Raw genomic sequence first — 18949 nt, 5'->3', positions numbered from 1 at the left:
GCTCCGCTTTTTTATTGCCGCTGCGGCGTCGGATTACGCGCGGCCTACGGCCTCGCTAATCCGACCTACGTGTTGTCATGTAGGTCGGATTAGCGCGCAGCGCGTAATCCGACAAGCACGGCAGCGATTACTGCTGTTTCCAGATCAATACGCCCGCCAGCAAGCTCTGCACGGCAAAGATCAGGGTCGACACGCCATGCAGCATGCCGAAGCGGCTGCGCATGGCCTCGTCCATGATGCCGGAGGAACCCTGCGCCTGCGCCTTGAGTTCGGCCATCAGCGGCGAAATGCCGAAATGACTGAGCAGCGCGCACACCAGCATAGCCAGCACCAGCGCCCCCAGCAGGCGCCGGCGTTTCGGCTCCAGCGCGCCGGGACTCCACTGCAGCAAGGCCAGCAACACCACAGCACAGGCGATCGACAGCCACGCCTCGGCACGGAACATGCTGCCGGCGATATTGCCCGCCAGCACACGGTCGCTCAAGGTAGCGAACAAGGTGGGCGCCACGATGAAGCCGATGGTCCACAGGCTGCCGGCCCACAGGGTGGCAACCAGGAAGCGCACGCGGGCGAGCATCAGATGTACTGTACTTCCAGGATTTCGTATTCGCGCGGGCCGGACGGCGCCTGCACTTCCACCACGTCGCCGGCGTACTTGCCGATCAGCGCGCGGGCGATCGGGGACGTCACGGAAACCTTGTTCATTTTCAGATCGGCTTCATCGAGACCGACGATCTGGTACGTGACTTTCTGACCCGATTCCAGGTCTTCCAGGTTCACGGTCGAGGCAAATACCACGCGGCCTTCCGCGTCGAGCGCGGTCGGGTCGATGATTTGCGCTGCGCCGAGCTTGCCTTCGAGTTCGGCGATGCGGCCTTCGACGAAGGCCTGGCGTTCCTTGGCGGCATCGTACTCGGCGTTTTCCGACAAATCTCCGTGCGAGCGCGCTTCGGCGATCGCATCGATGACGATGCGGCGTTCCTTGGTCTTCAAGTGATGCAGCTCTTCCTTCAGAAGTTCTGCGCCGTATTTGGTCAATGGGACTGAGGTCATGTTATCTCTACTATCTGCTGGTTATCGGTGCCGTTGTCCATGTTTTACCACGGTTAGCGGACTTACCAAGTGAAAACCACAGAGGCCGCGCGCTGCTCTGCACGGAACTCTGTGGTTGATAAGCATGCAGTGTACCGCCTAACGGCGGCCACTGCAAACGCACTTAGTTCAAGGTCTTGTGCAGGCCTTGCAAATCGTACACACGCAACTCATCCAGGTGACGGATGCCTTCGACGGCCGCTTCCGCGCCCGCGATGGTGGTGTAGGTCGTCACGCGCGACGCCAGGGCCGAGGTGCGGATGGCCCGCGAATCGACGATGGCGCTGCGTTTTTCTTCCACGGTGTTGATCACCAGCACGATTTCATGGTTCTTGATCATGTCGACGATGTGCGGACGGCCTTCGATCACCTTGTTCACTGGCGTGACGGCGATGCCGGCAGCAGCGATCACGGCGGCGGTGCCCTTGGTGGCGACCACGGTGAAACCTGACTCGACCAGGTCACGCGCCACTTGCACGGCGCGCGGCTTGTCCGACGCTTTCACGCTGATGAAGACCTTGCCCGATTTTGGCAGGTTCACGCCGGCGCCCAGTTGCGACTTCACAAACGCTTCGCCAAACGTCAGGCCCACGCCCATGACTTCGCCCGTCGATTTCATTTCAGGGCCCAGGATGGTGTCCACGCCCGGGAACTTGACGAACGGGAAAACGGCTTCCTTGACGCTGAAGTAAGGCGGCACGACTTCCTGCGTGATGCCTTGCGAGGCCAGCGACTGACCGACCATGCAGCGCGCGGCGATCTTCGCCAGTTGCAGCCCGGTGGCTTTCGACACGAAAGGCACGGTGCGCGAAGCGCGCGGATTGACTTCCAGCACGAAGACGACGTCTTTCATTTCGCCATCGATTTCCTGTTTCTGGATGGCGAACTGCACGTTCATCAGGCCGACCACGTTCAAACCCTTGGCCATCAGCGCCGTCTGGCGTTTCAGCTCATCGATGGTTTCTTGCGACAGCGAATACGGTGGCAAGGAGCAAGCCGAGTCGCCCGAGTGGACGCCAGCCTGTTCGATGTGTTCCATCACGCCGCCGATGAACGTCGTTTCGCCGTCGGAGATGCAATCGACGTCGCACTCGATGGCGTCGTTCAGGAAACGGTCCAGCAGCACCGGCGAATCGTGCGAGACCTTGACGGCTTCGCGCATGTAGCGCTCGAGGTCGCGTTGCTCATGGACGATTTCCATGGCGCGCCCGCCCAGCACGTACGATGGACGCACGACCAGCGGGTAGCCGATTTCCTGCGCCAGCGCCAAAGCGTCGGCTTCCGTGCGCGCGGTGCGGTTAGGCGGCTGGCGCAGTTCCAGCTTGTGCAGCAGTTGCTGGAAACGCTCGCGGTCTTCGGCCGCATCGATCATGTCGGGCGAGGTGCCGATGATCGGTACGCCATTCGCTTCCAGGTCCAGCGCCAGTTTCAATGGCGTCTGGCCGCCGTACTGCACGATCACGCCGACCGGTTTTTCGATGGCGACGATTTCCAGCACGTCTTCCAGCGTCAAGGACTCGAAGTACAGGCGGTCCGAGGTATCGTAGTCGGTCGACACTGTTTCTGGGTTGCAATTGACCATGATGGTCTCGTAGCCATCTTCGCGCATGGCGAGGGCCGCGTGGACGCAGCAATAATCAAACTCGATACCCTGGCCGATACGGTTCGGGCCACCGCCCAGCACCATGATCTTTTTCTTGTCGGTCGGATTCGATTCGCACTCTTCGTCGTACGTGGAATACATGTACGCCGTGTCGGTCGAAAATTCCGCTGCGCAGGTATCGACGCGCTTGTAGACGGGACGGATGTTCAGCGCATGGCGCTGCTGGCGCACGGCCGTGTCGGTCGTCTGCAGCAGGAAGCCCAGGCGGCGGTCCGAGAAGCCCTTCTGTTTCAACTTGTACAGGGTGTTCTTGTCCAGGTTGTCCAGCTTCTGCGTATCGAGCCACAGTTCCAGGTCGACGATTTCCTTGATCTGGATCAGGAACCATGGGTCGATCTTGGTCAGGTTGTGCACTTCTTCCAAAGTAAAACCCTGGGCAAACGCATCGCCCACGTACCAGATACGCTCAGGACCAGGCTCGCCCAGTTCTTCTTCGATCTTTTCGCGGTCCTTGGTTTTCTCGTTCATGCCATCCACGCCCACTTCCAGGCCGCGCAAGGCTTTCTGGAACGATTCCTGGAAGGTACGGCCGATCGCCATCACTTCGCCGACGGACTTCATCTGCGTCGTCAGGTGGTGGTCGGCGGTGGGGAACTTCTCGAACGTGAAACGGGGAATCTTCGTGACGACGTAATCGATCGACGGTTCGAACGAGGCCGGCGTGGCGCCGCCCGTGATTTCATTGCGCAGCTCGTCCAGGGTGAAACCGACGGCCAGCTTGGCGGCGATCTTGGCAATCGGGAAACCCGTCGCTTTCGATGCCAGGGCCGACGAACGCGACACGCGTGGGTTCATCTCGATGACGATCATGCGGCCATCGACAGGGTTGATCGAGAATTGCACGTTCGAGCCACCGGTGTCGACGCCGATCTCGCGCAGCACTGCCAGGCTGGCATTGCGCATGATCTGGTATTCCTTGTCCGTCAAGGTTTGCGCCGGCGCGACCGTGATCGAGTCGCCCGTGTGCACGCCCATCGGGTCGAGGTTTTCAATCGAGCAAATGATGATGCAGTTGTCCGCCTTGTCGCGTACCACTTCCATCTCGTACTCTTTCCAGCCCAGCAACGATTCTTCGATCAGCAACTCTTTCGTCGGCGACGCTTCCAGGCCGCGCTTGCAGATGGTTTCGAATTCTTCTTCGTTGTAGGCGATGCCGCCGCCGGAACCGCCCATGGTGAACGATGGACGGATGATGGTCGGGAAGCCCAGCGTGCGCTGCACGGCCCACGATTCTTCCATCGAGTGCGCCACGCCGGAACGGGCCGAACCGAGGCCGATCTTGGTCATCGCGTCCTTGAACTTGGAACGGTCTTCCGCCTTGTCGATGGCTTCCGGCGACGCGCCGATCAGCTCGACGTTGTATTTCGCCAGCACGCCATTGTTGAACAGGTCCAGCGCGCAGTTCAGCGCCGTCTGGCCGCCCATCGTCGGCAGGATGGCGTCAGGACGCTCCTTGGCGATGATGCGTTCAACGACCGACCAGGTGATCGGTTCGATGTAGGTCACGTCGGCCATTTCCGGGTCGGTCATGATGGTCGCGGGATTGCTGTTGACCAGAATGACTTTGTAGCCCTCTTCGCGCAGGGCCTTGCACGCTTGCGCGCCGGAATAATCGAATTCGCAGGCCTGGCCGATCACGATCGGGCCAGCGCCAATAATCAGAATACTTTTGATATCTAAACGTTTAGGCATTTTTCTTTTTCTCCTCCGCAGCCATCAAGTTGATGAAGCGGTCAAACAGGTAAGCAACATCCATCGGGCCCGGCGACGCTTCAGGGTGGCCTTGGAAGCAGAAGGCCGGCTTGTCCGTGCGGGCAAAGCCCTGCAGGGAGCCGTCGAACAGCGATTCATGGGTCACGCGGCAATTCGCGGGCAGAGTTGCCGCGTCGACTGCGAAACCGTGGTTTTGCGAGGTAATCAAGACCTGTTTCGTTTCCAGGTCTTGCACCGGGTGGTTGGCGCCGTGGTGGCCGAACTTCATCTTCAGCGTTTTCGCGCCGGAAGCGATCGCCATGATCTGGTGACCGAGGCAGATGCCGAAGGTCGGGATGCCCTTCTCGATCAGCTCCTTGGTCGCGGCAATCGCGTAGTCGCACGGTTCCGGGTCGCCGGGGCCGTTCGACAGGAAGATGCCGTCCGGATTCAACGCCAGGGCGTCGGCGGCCGTCGCTTGCGCCGGCAGCACGGTGACTTTGCAGCCGCGCGCCGTCAGCATGCGCAGGATGTTGCGCTTGACGCCGTAGTCGAAGGCGACCACGTGGTATTTCGCGTCGGCGTCAGCCAGTTGGCCATAGCCTTCGCCCAAGGTCCATTCCGTTTCGCGGTACTCGTAGGCGGCCTTGCTCGATACCACCTTGGCCAGGTCCATGCCGGCCAGGCCGGGGAAGGAGCGGGCCAGTTCCAGCGCTTGCGCGGCGGATGGCTCATTGCCTTGCGTGCCGACCAGGATGGCGCCGCCCTGCGCACCTTTTTCACGCAGGATGCGCGTGAGCTTGCGTGTATCGATGCCGGCGATGGCGACGATATTTTCAGCTTTCAGGTAATCGGACAGGGAGAGCGTGGAACGGAAATTGGATGCCAGCAATGGCAGATCGCGGATGATGAGGCCAGCGGCGTGAACCTTGGATGACTCGACGTCTTCCGGGTTGACGCCCGTATTGCCGATATGCGGATAGGTCAGGGTGACCATCTGGCGGCAATAGCTTGGGTCGGTAAGGATTTCCTGATACCCGGTCATCGAGGTGTTGAAAACAACCTCGCCCGTGGTATGACCGGCGGCACCGATCGAAAAACCTTTAAAGATCGTTCCATCAGCAAGCGCTAATATGGCTGGAACGGCAGGGCCAGAAAAAAATGGCGGCAAGGGCAACTCCTGATAAAGTTACCGTAGCTGCGCCACGTCAGACCGACCGCCTAGTTACCCGAGCCAGATGCACTCAGGGTGTTTCAACGGTCATTTTGAATGAGGGGATGGGTAGTCGCTACGGTATATGTGTGATTGGCTAAACCTTTGAATTATAACCAAAAGGAAGCTTTTCCACAAGGAAGAAAATACAGAAGGCCCGGCATTTTTTTGCGCAGCAGCATAAATCCTGCGCCCCATGAAAAAAGCCGCCTGGCGTGCGCGAGGCGGCTGGTTCTGCAACTGCGGCGACTATTTAGGCTGTCAGAGCGGCAATGCCTGCTTTGGCGATTTGCGCATCTTCCGCCGACTTCACGCCCGAGACGCCGACGGCGCCCACGTAGTGACCATCAAACACGATGGGCACGCCGCCTTCAAGCAAGCCGTCGATTTCCGGCGCGCTCAGGAACGATACGCGGCCGCCATTGATCATCTCTTCATAGATGCGCGATTCGCGGCGGCCCAGTGCGGCCGTCTTCGCTTTCGATGGGGCGATGTGCGACGAGATCGGCGCCACGCCATCCATGCGCTGCAGCCACAGCAGGTGGCCGCCGTCGTCGACGATGGCGATCGCGACCGCCCAGTTATTCTTGACCGCTTCCGCTTCGGCGGCGGCAGCGATTTTCTTTACGTCGTCCAGGGTCAAAATCGGTTTCGATTGCATGGTGCGTCCTTGTTATGTTGAATCAAAATTGTATACGAAATGCGGGACAGAATAACGGCTTACTGCTCGCGTTTGGCTTTCAGCTTTTGCTTGAGCTGCGCCATGACGGCAAACGTCGCCTGCTCGCCCGCCAGGATGGCCTGGTTGCGGCTGTTGAAATCGTTGCCTTTCATGGTGCCCAGGCTGGGCTGAATCACCACGTCCGCATCCTTCAGTTCGAACTGGTTGATGCGCTGGCCCATGATGGCGAACGTTTGCATCAGCACTTCCATCGAGCTGATGGCCTTTTGCGTATCCGTTTGCGACGAGATATTCACGGCGATGATGAAATCGGCGCCCATGTCGCGCGCAAAGCGCACGGGCACGGGAGCGACGAGGCCGCCATCGACATAGGTGTGGCCGGCGATCGTCACGGGCTGAAATACGCCGGGCACGGCCGACGAAGCGCGCACGGCCATGCCGGTGTTGCCACGCTGGAACAGGATCGGCTGGCCATTTTTCAAATCGGTCGCCACCACGCCAAACGGTATTTTGAGTTTTTCCAGCGGCACGCCGCCGACGGCCTTGTTGACATAGCTTTGCAGCGCTTCGCCTTTCAGCACGCCGGACGACTTGCCGAACAGGGGCAAGGCCCAGTCGGAAATGGCCGCCTCGTCCATGTCGAAGGCCATCTTTTGCAGGGCGAAGCCGGAGTTGCCTGCCGCATACAGGGCGCCCACCACGCTGCCGGCGCTGGTGCCGGTGACGATGTCGGCGTGGATGCCCTGCGATTCGAGCGCCTTGATCACGCCGATATGCGCGAAGCCGCGCGCCGCGCCACCGCCCAGGGCCAGGCCGATCTTGATCTTGCGCGGCGTGACGACGATGGGTTCCGGTGGCGTCAATACTTGTATCGGTTTCGGGGCGGTGGTATCGCAGCCGGCCAGCGCAAAGGCGGCCAGGGCAAGCAGGGTCAGGCGTTTAGGGAACATGGTGGAGAGGGGGAACCGCACGCGGCAGTGGCAATAAAGGAGAGCCGATTGTAGCGCAAGCGGGGCCGCTGGCACTGAAGGCAGTCTTAAATGTTGATAGTGACAAGGTTCGTGCAGGCCGACTCTGCCACCCCACGGCTGCTAGACTGGCGCCTGGTTTGTTACTTGCTCCCGCTATGTCAGAACATCAATTTGCCGACAGCCGCACCTTGAGCGAACCGCTTGCGCAACGGCTGGCCACGCAGGCGCCCGCGCTGCGCTCATCGAACGCCATTTTGCTCAAGGGAACAGTATGAATCGACAATCCCTCATGACCATCGACTTGAGCGATATCAACTCGCCGCGCCAGTTGCATGCGGCGCTGGCCTCCGCGCTGGGTTTCCCTTCCTTCTACGGCATGAACTGGGATGCCTTCTGGGATGCCATCACGGGCCTGGTGCACATGCCGCAACAGCTGGAACTGCGCGGCTGGCCAGCCTTCGCCACGCGCCTGCCCGCCGAGGCGGCCATCCTGCAGCGTATCCTGGCGCGCATGGCGCAGGACATGCCGGCCCAGGCGGCGCACGTACGCCATACCTGAGCCTGCGACATTGTCTATTTCGAATACCCCTGCTCATTGAATTGCCCCGCATCCAAGGTCGCCCAGGCATGGCGAATGCCCCACCACATCAGATAGGCATTGCCGCCGCCGCGCGCGCGGAACCACGGTTTCACAGGGTCGATGGGGCGCACCTTGGCCGGCGGCAAGATCAACACGCCGGTCGTCTGGCCGGCGTCGCTGGCACCCGCCACCAGCACGTTCTGTCCAAAGTGATTCGCCTGCGCGATGCCCAGCGCCACGTTGGTCAAGGCCGTGGCGGCGCCCATTTCACCCAGCAAGGCTGGCGTATTGAAGCTCTGCTGGAGAAAATCGAAGGCCGGCAATTCCATCGTCAAGGTTTGCGCCAGGTGGCCGATGCGATCCGACGAGACCGGATCCGCATTGTGCGCGTCATGGATCACATAGCCGATCTCGGCATCGGTCTTGCGCCCATTCGCGGCCGCCTGCGCCAGCGTCGCCTGCCAGGCCTGCACCGTCGGCGGCGGCAAGCCCTTCTGCGCTGCAAAGGCGCTGACCTGCTGCGTGGCCGGATAGCCTATCCACGCCAGCGCATCGCGCTCCGTCTTGTAATGGGGACCGGCCAGGACCAGCAAGACCATGTTTTCATTGATCTGCTCATCTTTGGGAAAACTGGGCGCATCCCAGCTCATCACCCACACCGTTTCCTTCGGATGCGCCTGCAGATAGTCGAGGGCGGCCGCCAGAGACACAAAGCCCGCATTCGCGCCACCCTCCGTCACGCGCACGTCGGGCGGGGTGGACTTGGTCCAGGAGTTGGGGAAGTTCGGATTCCCGATGGAAAAAGTACTTGTAATTTGCTTGCGCAAGTCTTCCCCGGCGAGAAGGGGATCAAACCGTTCTGCAGGCAAAGCGTACTCAACATGGATACCGGCCAGTTCATTCCAGCCTTTTTTGTGTTTGAAGTCGTGGGCGTTATAAAAATAGGTGGGATTGGAAAAATACATGCCATGAAATCTTGCGATCATTTGGATTACATATTTACGATGATAGCCTTTGAAAGTACCTGTCAATTTATTTGATGATGCTATATCAGACACATATTTTAGTTCAGAAAATTTCTCTGGATATAGCTCCAACATATCATCTCTCTTATTCGGCCGCACCTTCCCCATAGCCCATAATAATTGCCACTCTGTTGAATAATCCTGACGCTGAAGCGGATTTAACCATTGCACGCCCACCACTTGCGCCATGAATGGCTGGGCAATCATTTTTTCATTCTCACGGCCATCTTTGCTCGCCGGATGCGTCATGCATGCCGATAAAGCCAGGCCCGCCAGCAGTGCCGCCAAGTTGCGAAAGGAAAAGAAAAGGTTCATTTTTCACCCTGTTCAGCTCGTCAAGAGCGCCATCTGGCGCACCATCCCCATCGTCTACTTTGAATACCCCTGTTCATTGAACTGTCCCGCATCCAGGGTGGCCCAGGCATGCCGGATGCCCCACCACATCAGATAAGCATTGCCGCCGCCGCGCGCGCGGAACCACGGTTTCACGGGGTCGATCGGCCGCACCTTGGCCGGCGGCAAGATCAGCACGCCCGTCGTCTGTGCGGCATCGCTGGTGCCCGCCACCAGCACGTTCTGGCCAAAGTGATTCGCCTGCGCGATGCCCAGCGCCACGTTGGTCAAGGCCGTGGCGGCGCCCATTTCACCCAGCAAGGCTGGCGTATTAAAGGTCTGCTGGAGAAAATCGAAGGCCGGCACCTCGGTCGTCAAGGTTTGCGCCAGGTAGCCGATGCGATCCGACGAGACCGGATGCGCATTGTGCGCGTCATGGATCACATAGCCGATCTCGGCATCGGTCTTGCGCCCATTCGCGGCCGCCTGCGCCAGGGTCGCCTGCCACGCCTGCACCGTGGGCGGCGGCAAGCCCTTCTGCGCAGTAAAGGCGCCGACCTGCTGCGTGGCCGGATAGCCTATCCACGCCAGCGCATCGCGCTCCGTCTTGTAATGGGGACCGGCCAGGACCAGCAAGACCATATTTTCATTGATCTGCTCATCTTTCGGAAAACTGGGCGCATCCCAGCTCATCACCCACACCGTTTCCTTCGGATGCGCCTGCAGATAGTCGAGGGCGGCCGCCAGAGACACAAAGCCCGCATTCGCGCCACCCGCCGTCACGCGCACGTCAGGCGGGGTGGACTTGGTCCAGGAGTTGGGGAAGTTCGGGTTGCCGATTGAAAAAGTACTTGTAATTTGCTTGCGCAAGTCTTCCCCGGCGAGAAGGGGATCAAACCGTTCTGCAGGCAAAGCGTACTCAACATGGATACCCGCCAATTCATTCCAGCCTTTTTTGTTTTTTACATCATGCGCATTGTAGAAATAGGTAGGATTTGAAAAGTACATACCATGAAATGGAGATATCAACTCATTGGCATACTTAATGTGGAAATTTTTAAAACTCCCCTTCCCATTAAGGGAAGACGCTATTCCAGAAACAGATCTCACACTGGAAAAAATAGCCGGATGCAACTCAACCATATCATCCTTTTCATTCGGCCCAACCTTTCCAAGAGTCCAAAGTAGCTGCCACTCGGTAGGATAGTCCTGTCGCTGCAGGGGATTTAGCCATTGCACACCTACTACTTGTGCGATAAATGGCTTCGCAGTATCTTTTTCTATTTTCTCAACATTCATTTCCGTTTTAACGGCACACGAGGATAAACCTATCGTCGCCATCATCGCAGCCAATGCATTAAATATAAAATTTTTAGCCATAATTACCTACCTTAATCAATAAAATTCCACAATAAAATTCAGAGTGCACTGTTTTCACGCGAATTCTTTATTTTCCCCGGCATAGTTCCATCTATTGATGTTCTTGCCCAATGCGCAACAGTTTTTTCATTCATACGCCCTTCTTTAAAATATTCCTTGAAAATTTTCATTTGTTCACTATCCTCAAAATCAATAAGAAACCGCCAATCCGCCATCGTCCTCAACTCCCGCAAATCCGTTTCCAACAGATGGCAGCAGCCCACGGCCACGTCATACGCCAGTGCCTTTCTGGAATGCTCGCTATTGGTCAAAATGGTGGAGTGATCGGTGGCATAGGTGCCGACATTGCCAGCCAGGCCCGCCTGGATTTTCCGCTGGCGCCATGCTGTGTATTGCGCGCTCGCCGTCTCGGGATGGTCTTCTTCCGTGACGTGTTTGCCTTTCTCGACCTTGCCTTCGCGCTTGGCCATCATGCGCAGGGAGGCGTGGTATTCGTATTGCAGTGCCGCTTCGCTCTCCTCGTTGCCGCGCGCCGCATCGGTTCGCTGTTTTTCGCCATGCAGGCCGCCACGCGGTATCTCCAGCTCGCGCTCGCCATGGAACGGGTCGCCCTGCGGATGGGCGGCATCCTTGTTGCGATCCCAGCCATGCGGATGCAGTCCCATGTCAAAGCTGGGGCAGATCTCGCCAAACAACTTCGCCTGCGGGAAGAAGGTCTCTGGCAGGTCGGGCGCTTCCAGCGGGATTTTCCAGTACTTGTCGGGCGAGGCATTGATACGCTTGCGCATCAAGGTGGTGGCCACGATGACAATGGGCGCAAACGCCACGGTGAGTATCTTGAACAGCCAGTGCTCTTGCGCTTCCAGGCCCTTGGCCACGCTATACGTGGAAATCATGGAAGGCGGATTCCAGAAATGGTCGCTGCCAAAGTCGATGGCAGGACGATGATCGCCCCAGTAGTCGTACGCGCCTTTTATGCCGACAGGAAAACCCTCGGCAAACACGCGCTGGGTAAATATTTCCTCGCCGCCTGCCCTGGCGATTTCGCCCGGGTCAAGCTTGCCATGGCGGTCTTTCTTTGGCAGGCCATTCTTGTCCAGCACAGGGCCGGCCAGGCCGCGCCAGCCCATGCCTTGCACCGTCAAGGAGGAAATCACCTGGTCGTGCGGATTGCAATACAGGGTCACGCGTCCCACGGTTGCGCCCCGCACGCCATAACTGTCAATATCGTGCTGCGCCTTGAACGGGTGGTGCGCACTGCTCATGGCCTGGTCGATTTTCCCGGCTGGCCATTGTGCGGCGCGCCGCTCGCCGATGAGGGCGAAGAAGGCCGCCAGCGTGTCGAAGCGCGCCGCAGCCGTCTGGCGACCCGTGCTGCCATCGGCCGCCTTCAGATTCGACGACGTCCAGTTCTCCGCCATATTGTCTTCCACCACGCTGTACGGCGGATTGCACAGGACATAATTGTCGGCAATGCAAGGCCACTGCCGACCGTGCGCATCGGCCACCTTGGGCAACCGCTCGCCCAGGAAGGCTGCCGCCATGCTGACCATATTGCCCTGGCTATGGCACACGATGGTAATCGGCACATCGGCCTGCTTTTGGCGAATGGCCTCGATCAGCCGGGCCAGGCGGTAGGCGGCCAGCACGAAATACGGCCTTGGCGGGCAGGCATACACCTGCCTGTCATTGGTGGGGTTCATGTGCTGGATCTGCATCCACAAAAACAGCTGGTCCGACAAGCCTTCGCCCCACAGGTCCGGCAGCGAACTGCAGCCATTGGCGAACGGCCCGCCGCCCCAGTAATTCTGCTCGTTCAGGAATATGCCGTCGCCATACGTCTGCAACTCCTCGTCATTGGCCGCATAACCCCAGCGAAAGCGGATCACGGGCGAATAGCCATCGCCTTCCATGAAGGTTCTGGGTTTCATCAGCGGGTTAATGAAACCGTCGCGCGTCAGCTGCTTCAGATAGCGGGCCGGCGTCATGGCGATGCCCTCTTGCGTGCCGCGATCAGGATCATGCTGGCGCCGGTGCAAACGTGCATTCAATCCCGCGCACAGACCGGTTTCGGCTTCGTCATACCACTCGCCATCGGAATTGACGCCATGCACGAAAATCATGATGCCTGGCAAGGGCAAGCGTGTGCTAATGAGTAACTTGTCGTGATCGAAGCGCAACAGGCCGTCTTTTTCGCCTATCTGCAGGTATTTGCTTTCATCGAAGGGCAAGGAACCCGCCTTGGGCCTGTGTACGCTCATGCCTGACTCCCGTGAATGATGGACAACGCAATATCCACGCTCAGTCGCGCGGCCTGAAAATACGTACCTTGAGTTTTTCCAGGCTGTCGCCCACGATGGCGGCACCCTTGCCTTCGCTGTCGGCATCGACCACTTGCTGCGAACCATCTTCGCGCTCGACGACGATCTTGACGCCGCTGACGGGACTGCCGTCGAGGCCGGAAAGCACCTGCGGCATGCGGCCCAGGTCGCCCTCGTCAAAGCTTGGCAATTCAGCCTTGCTGCTGGCCGGGCCATTCCAGTGATGGCCATCGGTCTTGATGGTCAGCGCACCCGGCCCACCCAGTTCCACGTTGCCGCCCGCCAGTTTCAGATAGGCGCCACCGGCCGTCATGAACGTGATTTCATCCTGCGCCATGCCGATCATGCGGGTATTGGCCGTCAATTTCAGGGCCTTGGCGGCGTTCAGCTGCATCTCGTCAAACTGGCTCTGCATGAGAAATTTGCCATGGTGCGCGATCTGGGTGATGCCGCCCTTGTGGGCAAACACGGAAACGCCCTCGCCGGCCTGCATGCTGCAGCGCTGGCCCGCGATCACATGTACATGCTGCTGCGCCACCGTGTCGACATTCACGCCGGCATAGCTGACGATGGTCTTCGGGCTGCTCAGCGCCAGCCCCGCGGGCGCCGTCAGGCTGGCAGCGGGCGCCACGGCACCAGCCACCGCCTCTTTCAAGGCGGCGGCGGGCGCTGCGTCGACCGGCAGCGCCTGGTGCGCGCCAGCGTATTCGCCCAGCGATTTGAACAGGTCCAGGCACTCCTGCATCAGCGCCAGATGTTCCTCGGCGGATAACTGCCCGCCTGTCGCGTCGAGCCGCTGCCAGGCCGACAGCAGCAGCGCCTTGCCGCTGCGGATCGCGCCGCCATGATCGCTACGCAACTCGAATCCGTCGCCGCGCTGCCGGCCGGCGCCGCCCGCGCGCGGCTCGACCAGGAACCCAAGGTTGAGCTCAGTGGTGGCGTGATCGCTGGCCAGCTGGGCGCTGATCTGCCGGGGCGTGTCGTCAAAACGCAGCTGATTGCCGCCCTGGCCGCGCACTTCGCGGCTGCGCATGCCCGCCAGGTAGCGGTTGCCCGGCAGTGCGCCGCGCTTGCTGAGTGCAGGCGGCGGCGCCACGGCATTGAACAATTGTCCCAGTACAATCGGGCGGTCCGGGTCCCCTGCCAAAAATCCGATCAGCACTTCCGAGCCGATGCGCGGCAATGCCAAGGTGCCACACTGGTGCGCGCTGCCCTGTCCATCGCCAGCCCAGTTGCTGACGATGCGCAGCCAGGCCGTGTCGCGCTCCGTATCCGAGGCGCCGGAACCTTGCGCATGTGCATGGTCGGCAGCGCGGGTGGCGGGGAAACGCACCTTGATGCGCCCTTGCGCGTCGCAATACACTTCTTCACCGCTGGGGCCGACGACGATGGCGCTTTGCAGCTGCGGCTGGGGCACATCGCGCTGCGGATCGAATGCGGGCACCAGGGCCACGCTGGAACGCACGCAGCGAAAGCGCATGCGATAACGCGGCGTTTCCGGCCCCGTCTCGCCTGCCACCCAGGTTGCGCCTTGCGCCAGCCAATCACTGGCGGCGAACAGACGCGCGATGCGCGCATCCAGGGCGCGCGGCAAGTTGTTACTGGCATGCACTTCCAATGCCGTGACAAAGAAACGCCGGGCATCTGGCCGATGCTGGTCGATTTCCGGATGACCTTCCAGGCTGAACTGCTGGCCGGCGCACAGCGAGCGCACGACGCCCTCGCCATGAAAACACTTGGTTTCCACGTCATGGCGCGCCATCGCCAGCAAGCCCAGCTGACGGAAATCTTCTGCGTCATTGCCCATGTGCGGCGTCGCCACAAAATAGTCGTCGAGGCTGGCTGCAAGGCAATTGCCGCTGGCACCCTGATCGGCCATGCCGTCCGCATCCGTCTGCATGAACTGGCGGTTGCGCGGGGCCGCATAATCCCAGCTATGACGCCCCATGCTGCCTGGCTGCAGGGTGCGCACGGCGCCCCAGGCCGTGATGGTATCGCTCTCTTCGGTGGCGTCCGCCCGGTGGTAGCGGATGACAGGCGCCACGTTCTCCGGCAGGCGGCTGGCGTCGTCGAACAGCAACAAGACATGCGACGGCATGGCGTCGGACGCCCCATGCCGTGCGGCGCCAGGCTGGATGACCCAGGAAATGCCGCGCCGCCGCAGCAGGCGCCGGATGAATGCGGCATCGGATTCATTGTGCTGCATGGTCAGTTCGCGCGCCGGAAAGTGACGCCCGGCCAGGGCCTGATCGATTTCGCAAGCAAACGTGGCGCCGATGATGGTGTTGCCCAGCCGCCATTCAGCAATCAGCAATTCGACGATCTCCAGCTCCGTCTTGCCACGGAACACACGCGTATTGCGGCGTTTTTCCATCAAGGTCAGCGCATCGTGCAGCACCAGCTGGTAAGTGGCGAGGCCGCCATCGCTCAATCCGGCAGACGCCTGCGCGACGATGCCGCACACGCTGCGCAACTGCCCTGCGTCGGTAACGATCTGCAACTCGGCCGGCACACCGATGAACTGCTTGAGCGGCAAGTGCGCATCGAGCGAGACGCAACGTATGCGGTACTCCAGGCCGGCGCAAATGGCCTCGCGGCCATCGACCTGCTGCGGCAACAGCACATCGTCGTTGATTCCGTCCGCATACGCCAGCCGCAGGCGCAATGGCCGGTGATGGGCGTTCAGTTCCTTCGCCGCCAGCATGAACTGCATGAATTCGTCCGCGCTCTCCATTCATCCTCCCCCTGTGCCGATACGCCTCGCTCCCAGCTCATCAGTATTCATACATTTGCCGGCTGCCAATTGCGGCGCATCAAGCGGCACCGGGAAATCGGATGTCATAGCACATGGCGTCACAGTCGCGGCTGGCGTCTCCGTTCAGCAAGCGCGCGCCCTGCCCCAGGCCTGCTGCGCCCTGCTCCATCCTGTCCGTCAGGCTGCTGCCATGCACGTCGGCAGCGCGCAGGATCAGACGGATTTCGTATTGCATGCATGGCAAGCCAAACAGGCTCAACATGTTTTTCAAGGCCAGCGCAGCGGAATGTCCGGGGAGAAAATCGTCAAACTGTGCCCGGCTCAAGGGCCCCAGATACAGGCGCAGGCGCAAGTCCCGGCGCCGGCAGCGCGCGCCCAGCATGGCACCCTGCCCCAGGCTCACATTGCTACGATTGAGCAGGGAATGCTCATCGCTTGGGCGCACGTGCCAGGTGCTGACGAAGGACTCGATACGCAAGGGCACGCCGAAATAATCCGCCAGCACATCGGCCATCAACTCGGCGCTGACGGGCCGCTGACGGAGTGCCGCAGCGTAGTAAGCAAGCGCTTCCGGCGGCAGCGCGCCAGCACTTGCCAGGCGCGACGGCCAGGCGCCAGCCAGCGCCAGTTGCAACGACAAAAACCCGGGGCGGCCGCTTGCGTCGGCCTGGCACTCGATCCGGCTGCCAGCCCAGGCCTGATAAAACAGCACGGGCGCGCGTTGCGACAAGGCATCGAGAAAGGCACGCGCGCCGGCATTGCCCGTGGCCCGCTCCTGGCGCACCAGCCGCTCCGTATAGTGCAGGGGCAAGGTGCCATTCACACCCAGCAAGCCCATGAAACTGGGCCGCAGGTGCAGGCGGCCATGCTCGCTGTCATGCCACACCGCCTCTATCTCGCAGGCGGGAAACGCCAGCGCAACGCTCTGATGGAAACGCAAGCCATCGTGCAATGCGGTATCGGCGCACGCGCCCTGCCGGCATAGCCAGCGTTCGAGCAGGCGCACGGTCTGGAAGAAACCGAAACGGTATGGCGCCTGGGATAGCAGCGCGATTACGCCAGTGCTTGCTGGCCATTGCGGGGCGGACATCTCAGCAACTCCTTCCCACTTTTGTGCGAAATGACGAACAAACGGCAATAGCTGTTGACATGCACATACATCCCAAGCACATGCTCGATCACTTGCGCAAAGACGTGCAGGCCGCTGCCGACGTAGGCTTCTTCATCCACCGTCAGCAAGACGTCGATGCCAAATACCAGCACGCCGCCACTGGCGTCGGGCATCCAGGTGCTGCTGGCGCGCTGCGTCAAGGCCTGGATGCCTTGAATTTGCCGTTGTGACATGAGTGAAGCAGGCAAATCATGCAGCGCCAGCATTTCCTGGAACAACGCCAGACCATCCTCCAGCAGAGACTGATGATTCAACGACAACAATGCCAGTAAACGGGCTTGCGCAGGCAAGTCGGCTTTAAAGCGATACGCCGGACTCGGCTGGCGCAACAGGCGCACCGGCAGCGCGCCAGCCGGCCCCTCGTGCCGCAGATCGCCATCCGGCGCACCGACTGGCAATGCACTCGGCAAGTTGCGATTGCTGCAAGTCAGGTCCACCGATACCGTCGTTATCCCGGCATAGGTATCGTCCTCGTCGCCGTCGACAAACGCCAGGCTGCTTTCATAACCGGGATGGCTGAGCGCCCGCGCCTCATCGCGCCGCGCCACCCAGTAACGGCTCTTCGCGCCGCCAGCCTGCCCATGGCGCATGGCATAAAACGGCTGGCAGTGCGTCAGCGTGCCGGCATGGGCGCCCTGCCGCAGCAGGCGCACGGCATCGACACTATGAATGTCATACGCGTGCGCATATTTATGCTCGGCCAGCAGCGGATACTCGCTGTGCATTTGCGTCAGCCGGATCGGCGCTGCTGCCTGCTGGAACAAATTAATCACCGGCGTGCAGGCAAGCAGCAAATTGCTTGCCGATACAGACCGCAGCAGGCGTGCGCCAGCGCTGCTGGCAGCGATGTTCCGCAGGCCCAGATGCAAGGTCCAACGCTGGCATCCAGGCGGCAAGTGTGGTGTGATCTGGCCTAGGTCGATATCAAAAAACTGAAATTTGTCAGGGCAGGCAAAGTATTCTGTCAGCAGGCAGTAGGCACGATGCGAGCCCGGCCGACGCGGCAACAGCGCCTCCTCCGGCAAAAAACCGACGGCACGCAGCGGCACTTGCGCCAGCGGCAACTGCACGCCGCCGGCCTCGATCCAGGCGTATGCGGCATGCAAAAACAGGGTATCGCGCAAGGTGGCCGTCAGCGATGGCGTGCCATCGATGAAGACGCGCACGGCAGGCAGCCTCAATTGCTCCAGCGTACCGGTGGCCGACGTGGACACGATATCGATGGCGATCGCAGTCGCTATGTCGGACGGTAAATTGACCGCCGCAGCAACATCCATCACGGGAACGAAGCGCGCGCCGGCAAGGCTGAGCGGCGCCAGCACCACATCATAGGCGGTGCGAAACTTGCAGACGATGCCCTGATATGGCGGTGCATGCATCAAGGTTCCGCGCGGCAAGATATCGATGCCGTCGCGCGCCTGGCCCGGCACGCCGCTGGCGTCCACGTGGGCAATCGAACACGCGGGAAATGGCCTCAGGTAGTGTGGAAAATTCACTTCCAGCATGGACTCGGTGAAAACATGGCGTGCGTCATCGATCTTCTTGGCCGTGCGGGCATTGCACAAGGCATATGCCTCGATCAGACGCTCGATATGCGGGTCCTGGCAACTGTTGCCAGTCAGACCCAGTGCACCGGCGACGCCGGGATAGCGGGCGCCAAATTCCTGCTGATGCGTGCGCAGCATGCCCAGTTCCAGTTCATAGTATTTCAGCAACGATTCCATGCTGGCAGCTCCAAAGCAGGGCGGGCGACACAGGTCGCCAGACGGAAACTGCATTATTCAATAATGATAGAAAAGTAAGTTGCGCAGGAACAATAAGTCGAGCCGCGGCATGGCAGCGGCATCGTTCCCTGCCGAAATATGCTTGACAGCCCCGCCCCACATCCCTTACATTAAGTGCATGTCCTCCTTCAAACATTCCTCCCCTTCCCTGCTGTCGCTATCGCGACTACTGCTAGCACGCGCATAAGTTTGCCGCATTGCTTCGCCTGGCCACACGCCGGCGTGTTTCAAAAACCCTGGAAGGTTTGATGATGTTTGCACCATCCCCCGCTATACCCGTAACTTCT

General features: G+C 60.3%; 13 protein-coding genes. 1 reads left to right on the top strand and 12 read right to left on the bottom strand.

Annotated features, from left to right (window positions below; all coding sequences use genetic code 11):
- Positions 1-127 precede the first annotated feature (127 nt).
- The 6 genes from ACP7DW_RS20330 to ACP7DW_RS20305 all read right to left on the bottom strand — a co-directional run bounded on the left by ACP7DW_RS20330 (position 128) and on the right by ACP7DW_RS20305 (position 7292).
- Positions 128-577, bottom strand: coding sequence for a DUF4149 domain-containing protein (locus ACP7DW_RS20330; RefSeq protein ID WP_426056381.1), 450 nt, complete (start codon positions 575-577; stop codon positions 128-130).
- On the bottom strand, positions 577-1053 hold the full coding sequence (gene greA / locus ACP7DW_RS20325; protein ID WP_298407915.1) for a transcription elongation factor GreA: 477 nt from the start codon (positions 1051-1053) through the stop codon (positions 577-579). Before greA ends, ACP7DW_RS20330 begins: the two co-directional genes overlap by 1 nt.
- 163 nt (positions 1054-1216) lie before the next feature.
- The gene (gene carB, locus ACP7DW_RS20320) at positions 1217-4447 is read right to left on the bottom strand and encodes a carbamoyl-phosphate synthase large subunit (RefSeq protein ID WP_426056380.1); all 3231 of its coding nucleotides are present in this window, start codon (positions 4445-4447) and stop codon (positions 1217-1219) included.
- Positions 4440-5618, bottom strand: a complete 1179-nt coding sequence (carA, locus tag ACP7DW_RS20315; RefSeq protein WP_071077946.1) for a glutamine-hydrolyzing carbamoyl-phosphate synthase small subunit — start codon at positions 5616-5618, stop codon at positions 4440-4442. Before carA ends, carB begins: the two co-directional genes overlap by 8 nt.
- A gap of 295 nt (positions 5619-5913) precedes the next feature.
- Complete coding sequence (locus ACP7DW_RS20310; RefSeq protein ID WP_102123312.1) at positions 5914-6321, bottom strand: GlcG/HbpS family heme-binding protein; 408 nt, start codon at positions 6319-6321, stop codon at positions 5914-5916.
- Between the two features lie 59 nt (positions 6322-6380).
- Positions 6381-7292: a patatin-like phospholipase family protein gene (locus ACP7DW_RS20305; RefSeq protein ID WP_071077947.1), complete on the bottom strand. Its 912-nt coding sequence runs from the start codon at positions 7290-7292 to the stop codon at positions 6381-6383.
- 292 nt (positions 7293-7584) lie between these two features.
- Here ACP7DW_RS20305 and ACP7DW_RS20300 point away from each other — a divergent pair, with 292 nt between their 5' ends.
- A complete protein-coding gene (locus tag ACP7DW_RS20300; RefSeq protein ID WP_426056379.1) occupies positions 7585-7872 on the top strand; it encodes a barstar family protein in 288 nt (95 codons plus the stop codon).
- A 14-nt stretch (positions 7873-7886) separates the two neighbouring features.
- Here the strand turns inward: ACP7DW_RS20300 and ACP7DW_RS20295 are convergent, their stop codons facing one another.
- The 6 genes from ACP7DW_RS20295 to tssF all read right to left on the bottom strand — a co-directional run bounded on the left by ACP7DW_RS20295 (position 7887) and on the right by tssF (position 18602).
- Positions 7887-9233: a virulence factor gene (locus tag ACP7DW_RS20295; RefSeq protein WP_426056378.1), complete on the bottom strand. Its 1347-nt coding sequence runs from the start codon at positions 9231-9233 to the stop codon at positions 7887-7889.
- 54 nt (positions 9234-9287) lie between these two features.
- Entirely contained in the window at positions 9288-10121 is an 834-nt protein-coding gene (locus ACP7DW_RS20290) for a hypothetical protein (RefSeq protein ID WP_426056377.1), read from the bottom strand.
- A gap of 548 nt (positions 10122-10669) precedes the next feature.
- On the bottom strand, positions 10670-12892 hold the full coding sequence (locus ACP7DW_RS20285) for a T6SS effector phospholipase Tle3 domain-containing protein (protein ID WP_426056376.1): 2223 nt from the start codon (positions 12890-12892) through the stop codon (positions 10670-10672).
- A 40-nt stretch (positions 12893-12932) separates the two neighbouring features.
- Positions 12933-15686, bottom strand: coding sequence for a type VI secretion system Vgr family protein (locus ACP7DW_RS20280; protein WP_426056375.1), 2754 nt, complete (start codon positions 15684-15686; stop codon positions 12933-12935).
- Between the two features lie 79 nt (positions 15687-15765).
- Positions 15766-16797 carry a type VI secretion system baseplate subunit TssG gene (tssG, locus tag ACP7DW_RS20275; RefSeq protein WP_426056374.1) on the bottom strand — a complete coding sequence of 344 codons (1032 nt, stop codon included), beginning with the start codon at positions 16795-16797 and terminating at the stop codon, positions 15766-15768.
- Entirely contained in the window at positions 16761-18602 is a 1842-nt protein-coding gene (gene tssF, locus ACP7DW_RS20270; protein WP_426056373.1) for a type VI secretion system baseplate subunit TssF, read from the bottom strand. The genes tssG and tssF overlap by 37 nt, the downstream gene beginning before the upstream one ends.
- Positions 18603-18949: the final 347 nt, after the last annotated feature.

The sequence above is a fragment of the Janthinobacterium sp. PSRC1-1 genome (genome assembly GCF_049897525.1).
Lineage (GTDB): Bacteria > Pseudomonadota > Gammaproteobacteria > Burkholderiales > Burkholderiaceae_D > Janthinobacterium > Janthinobacterium tructae.
This window is presented reverse-complemented; position numbering and strand designations above follow the sequence as displayed.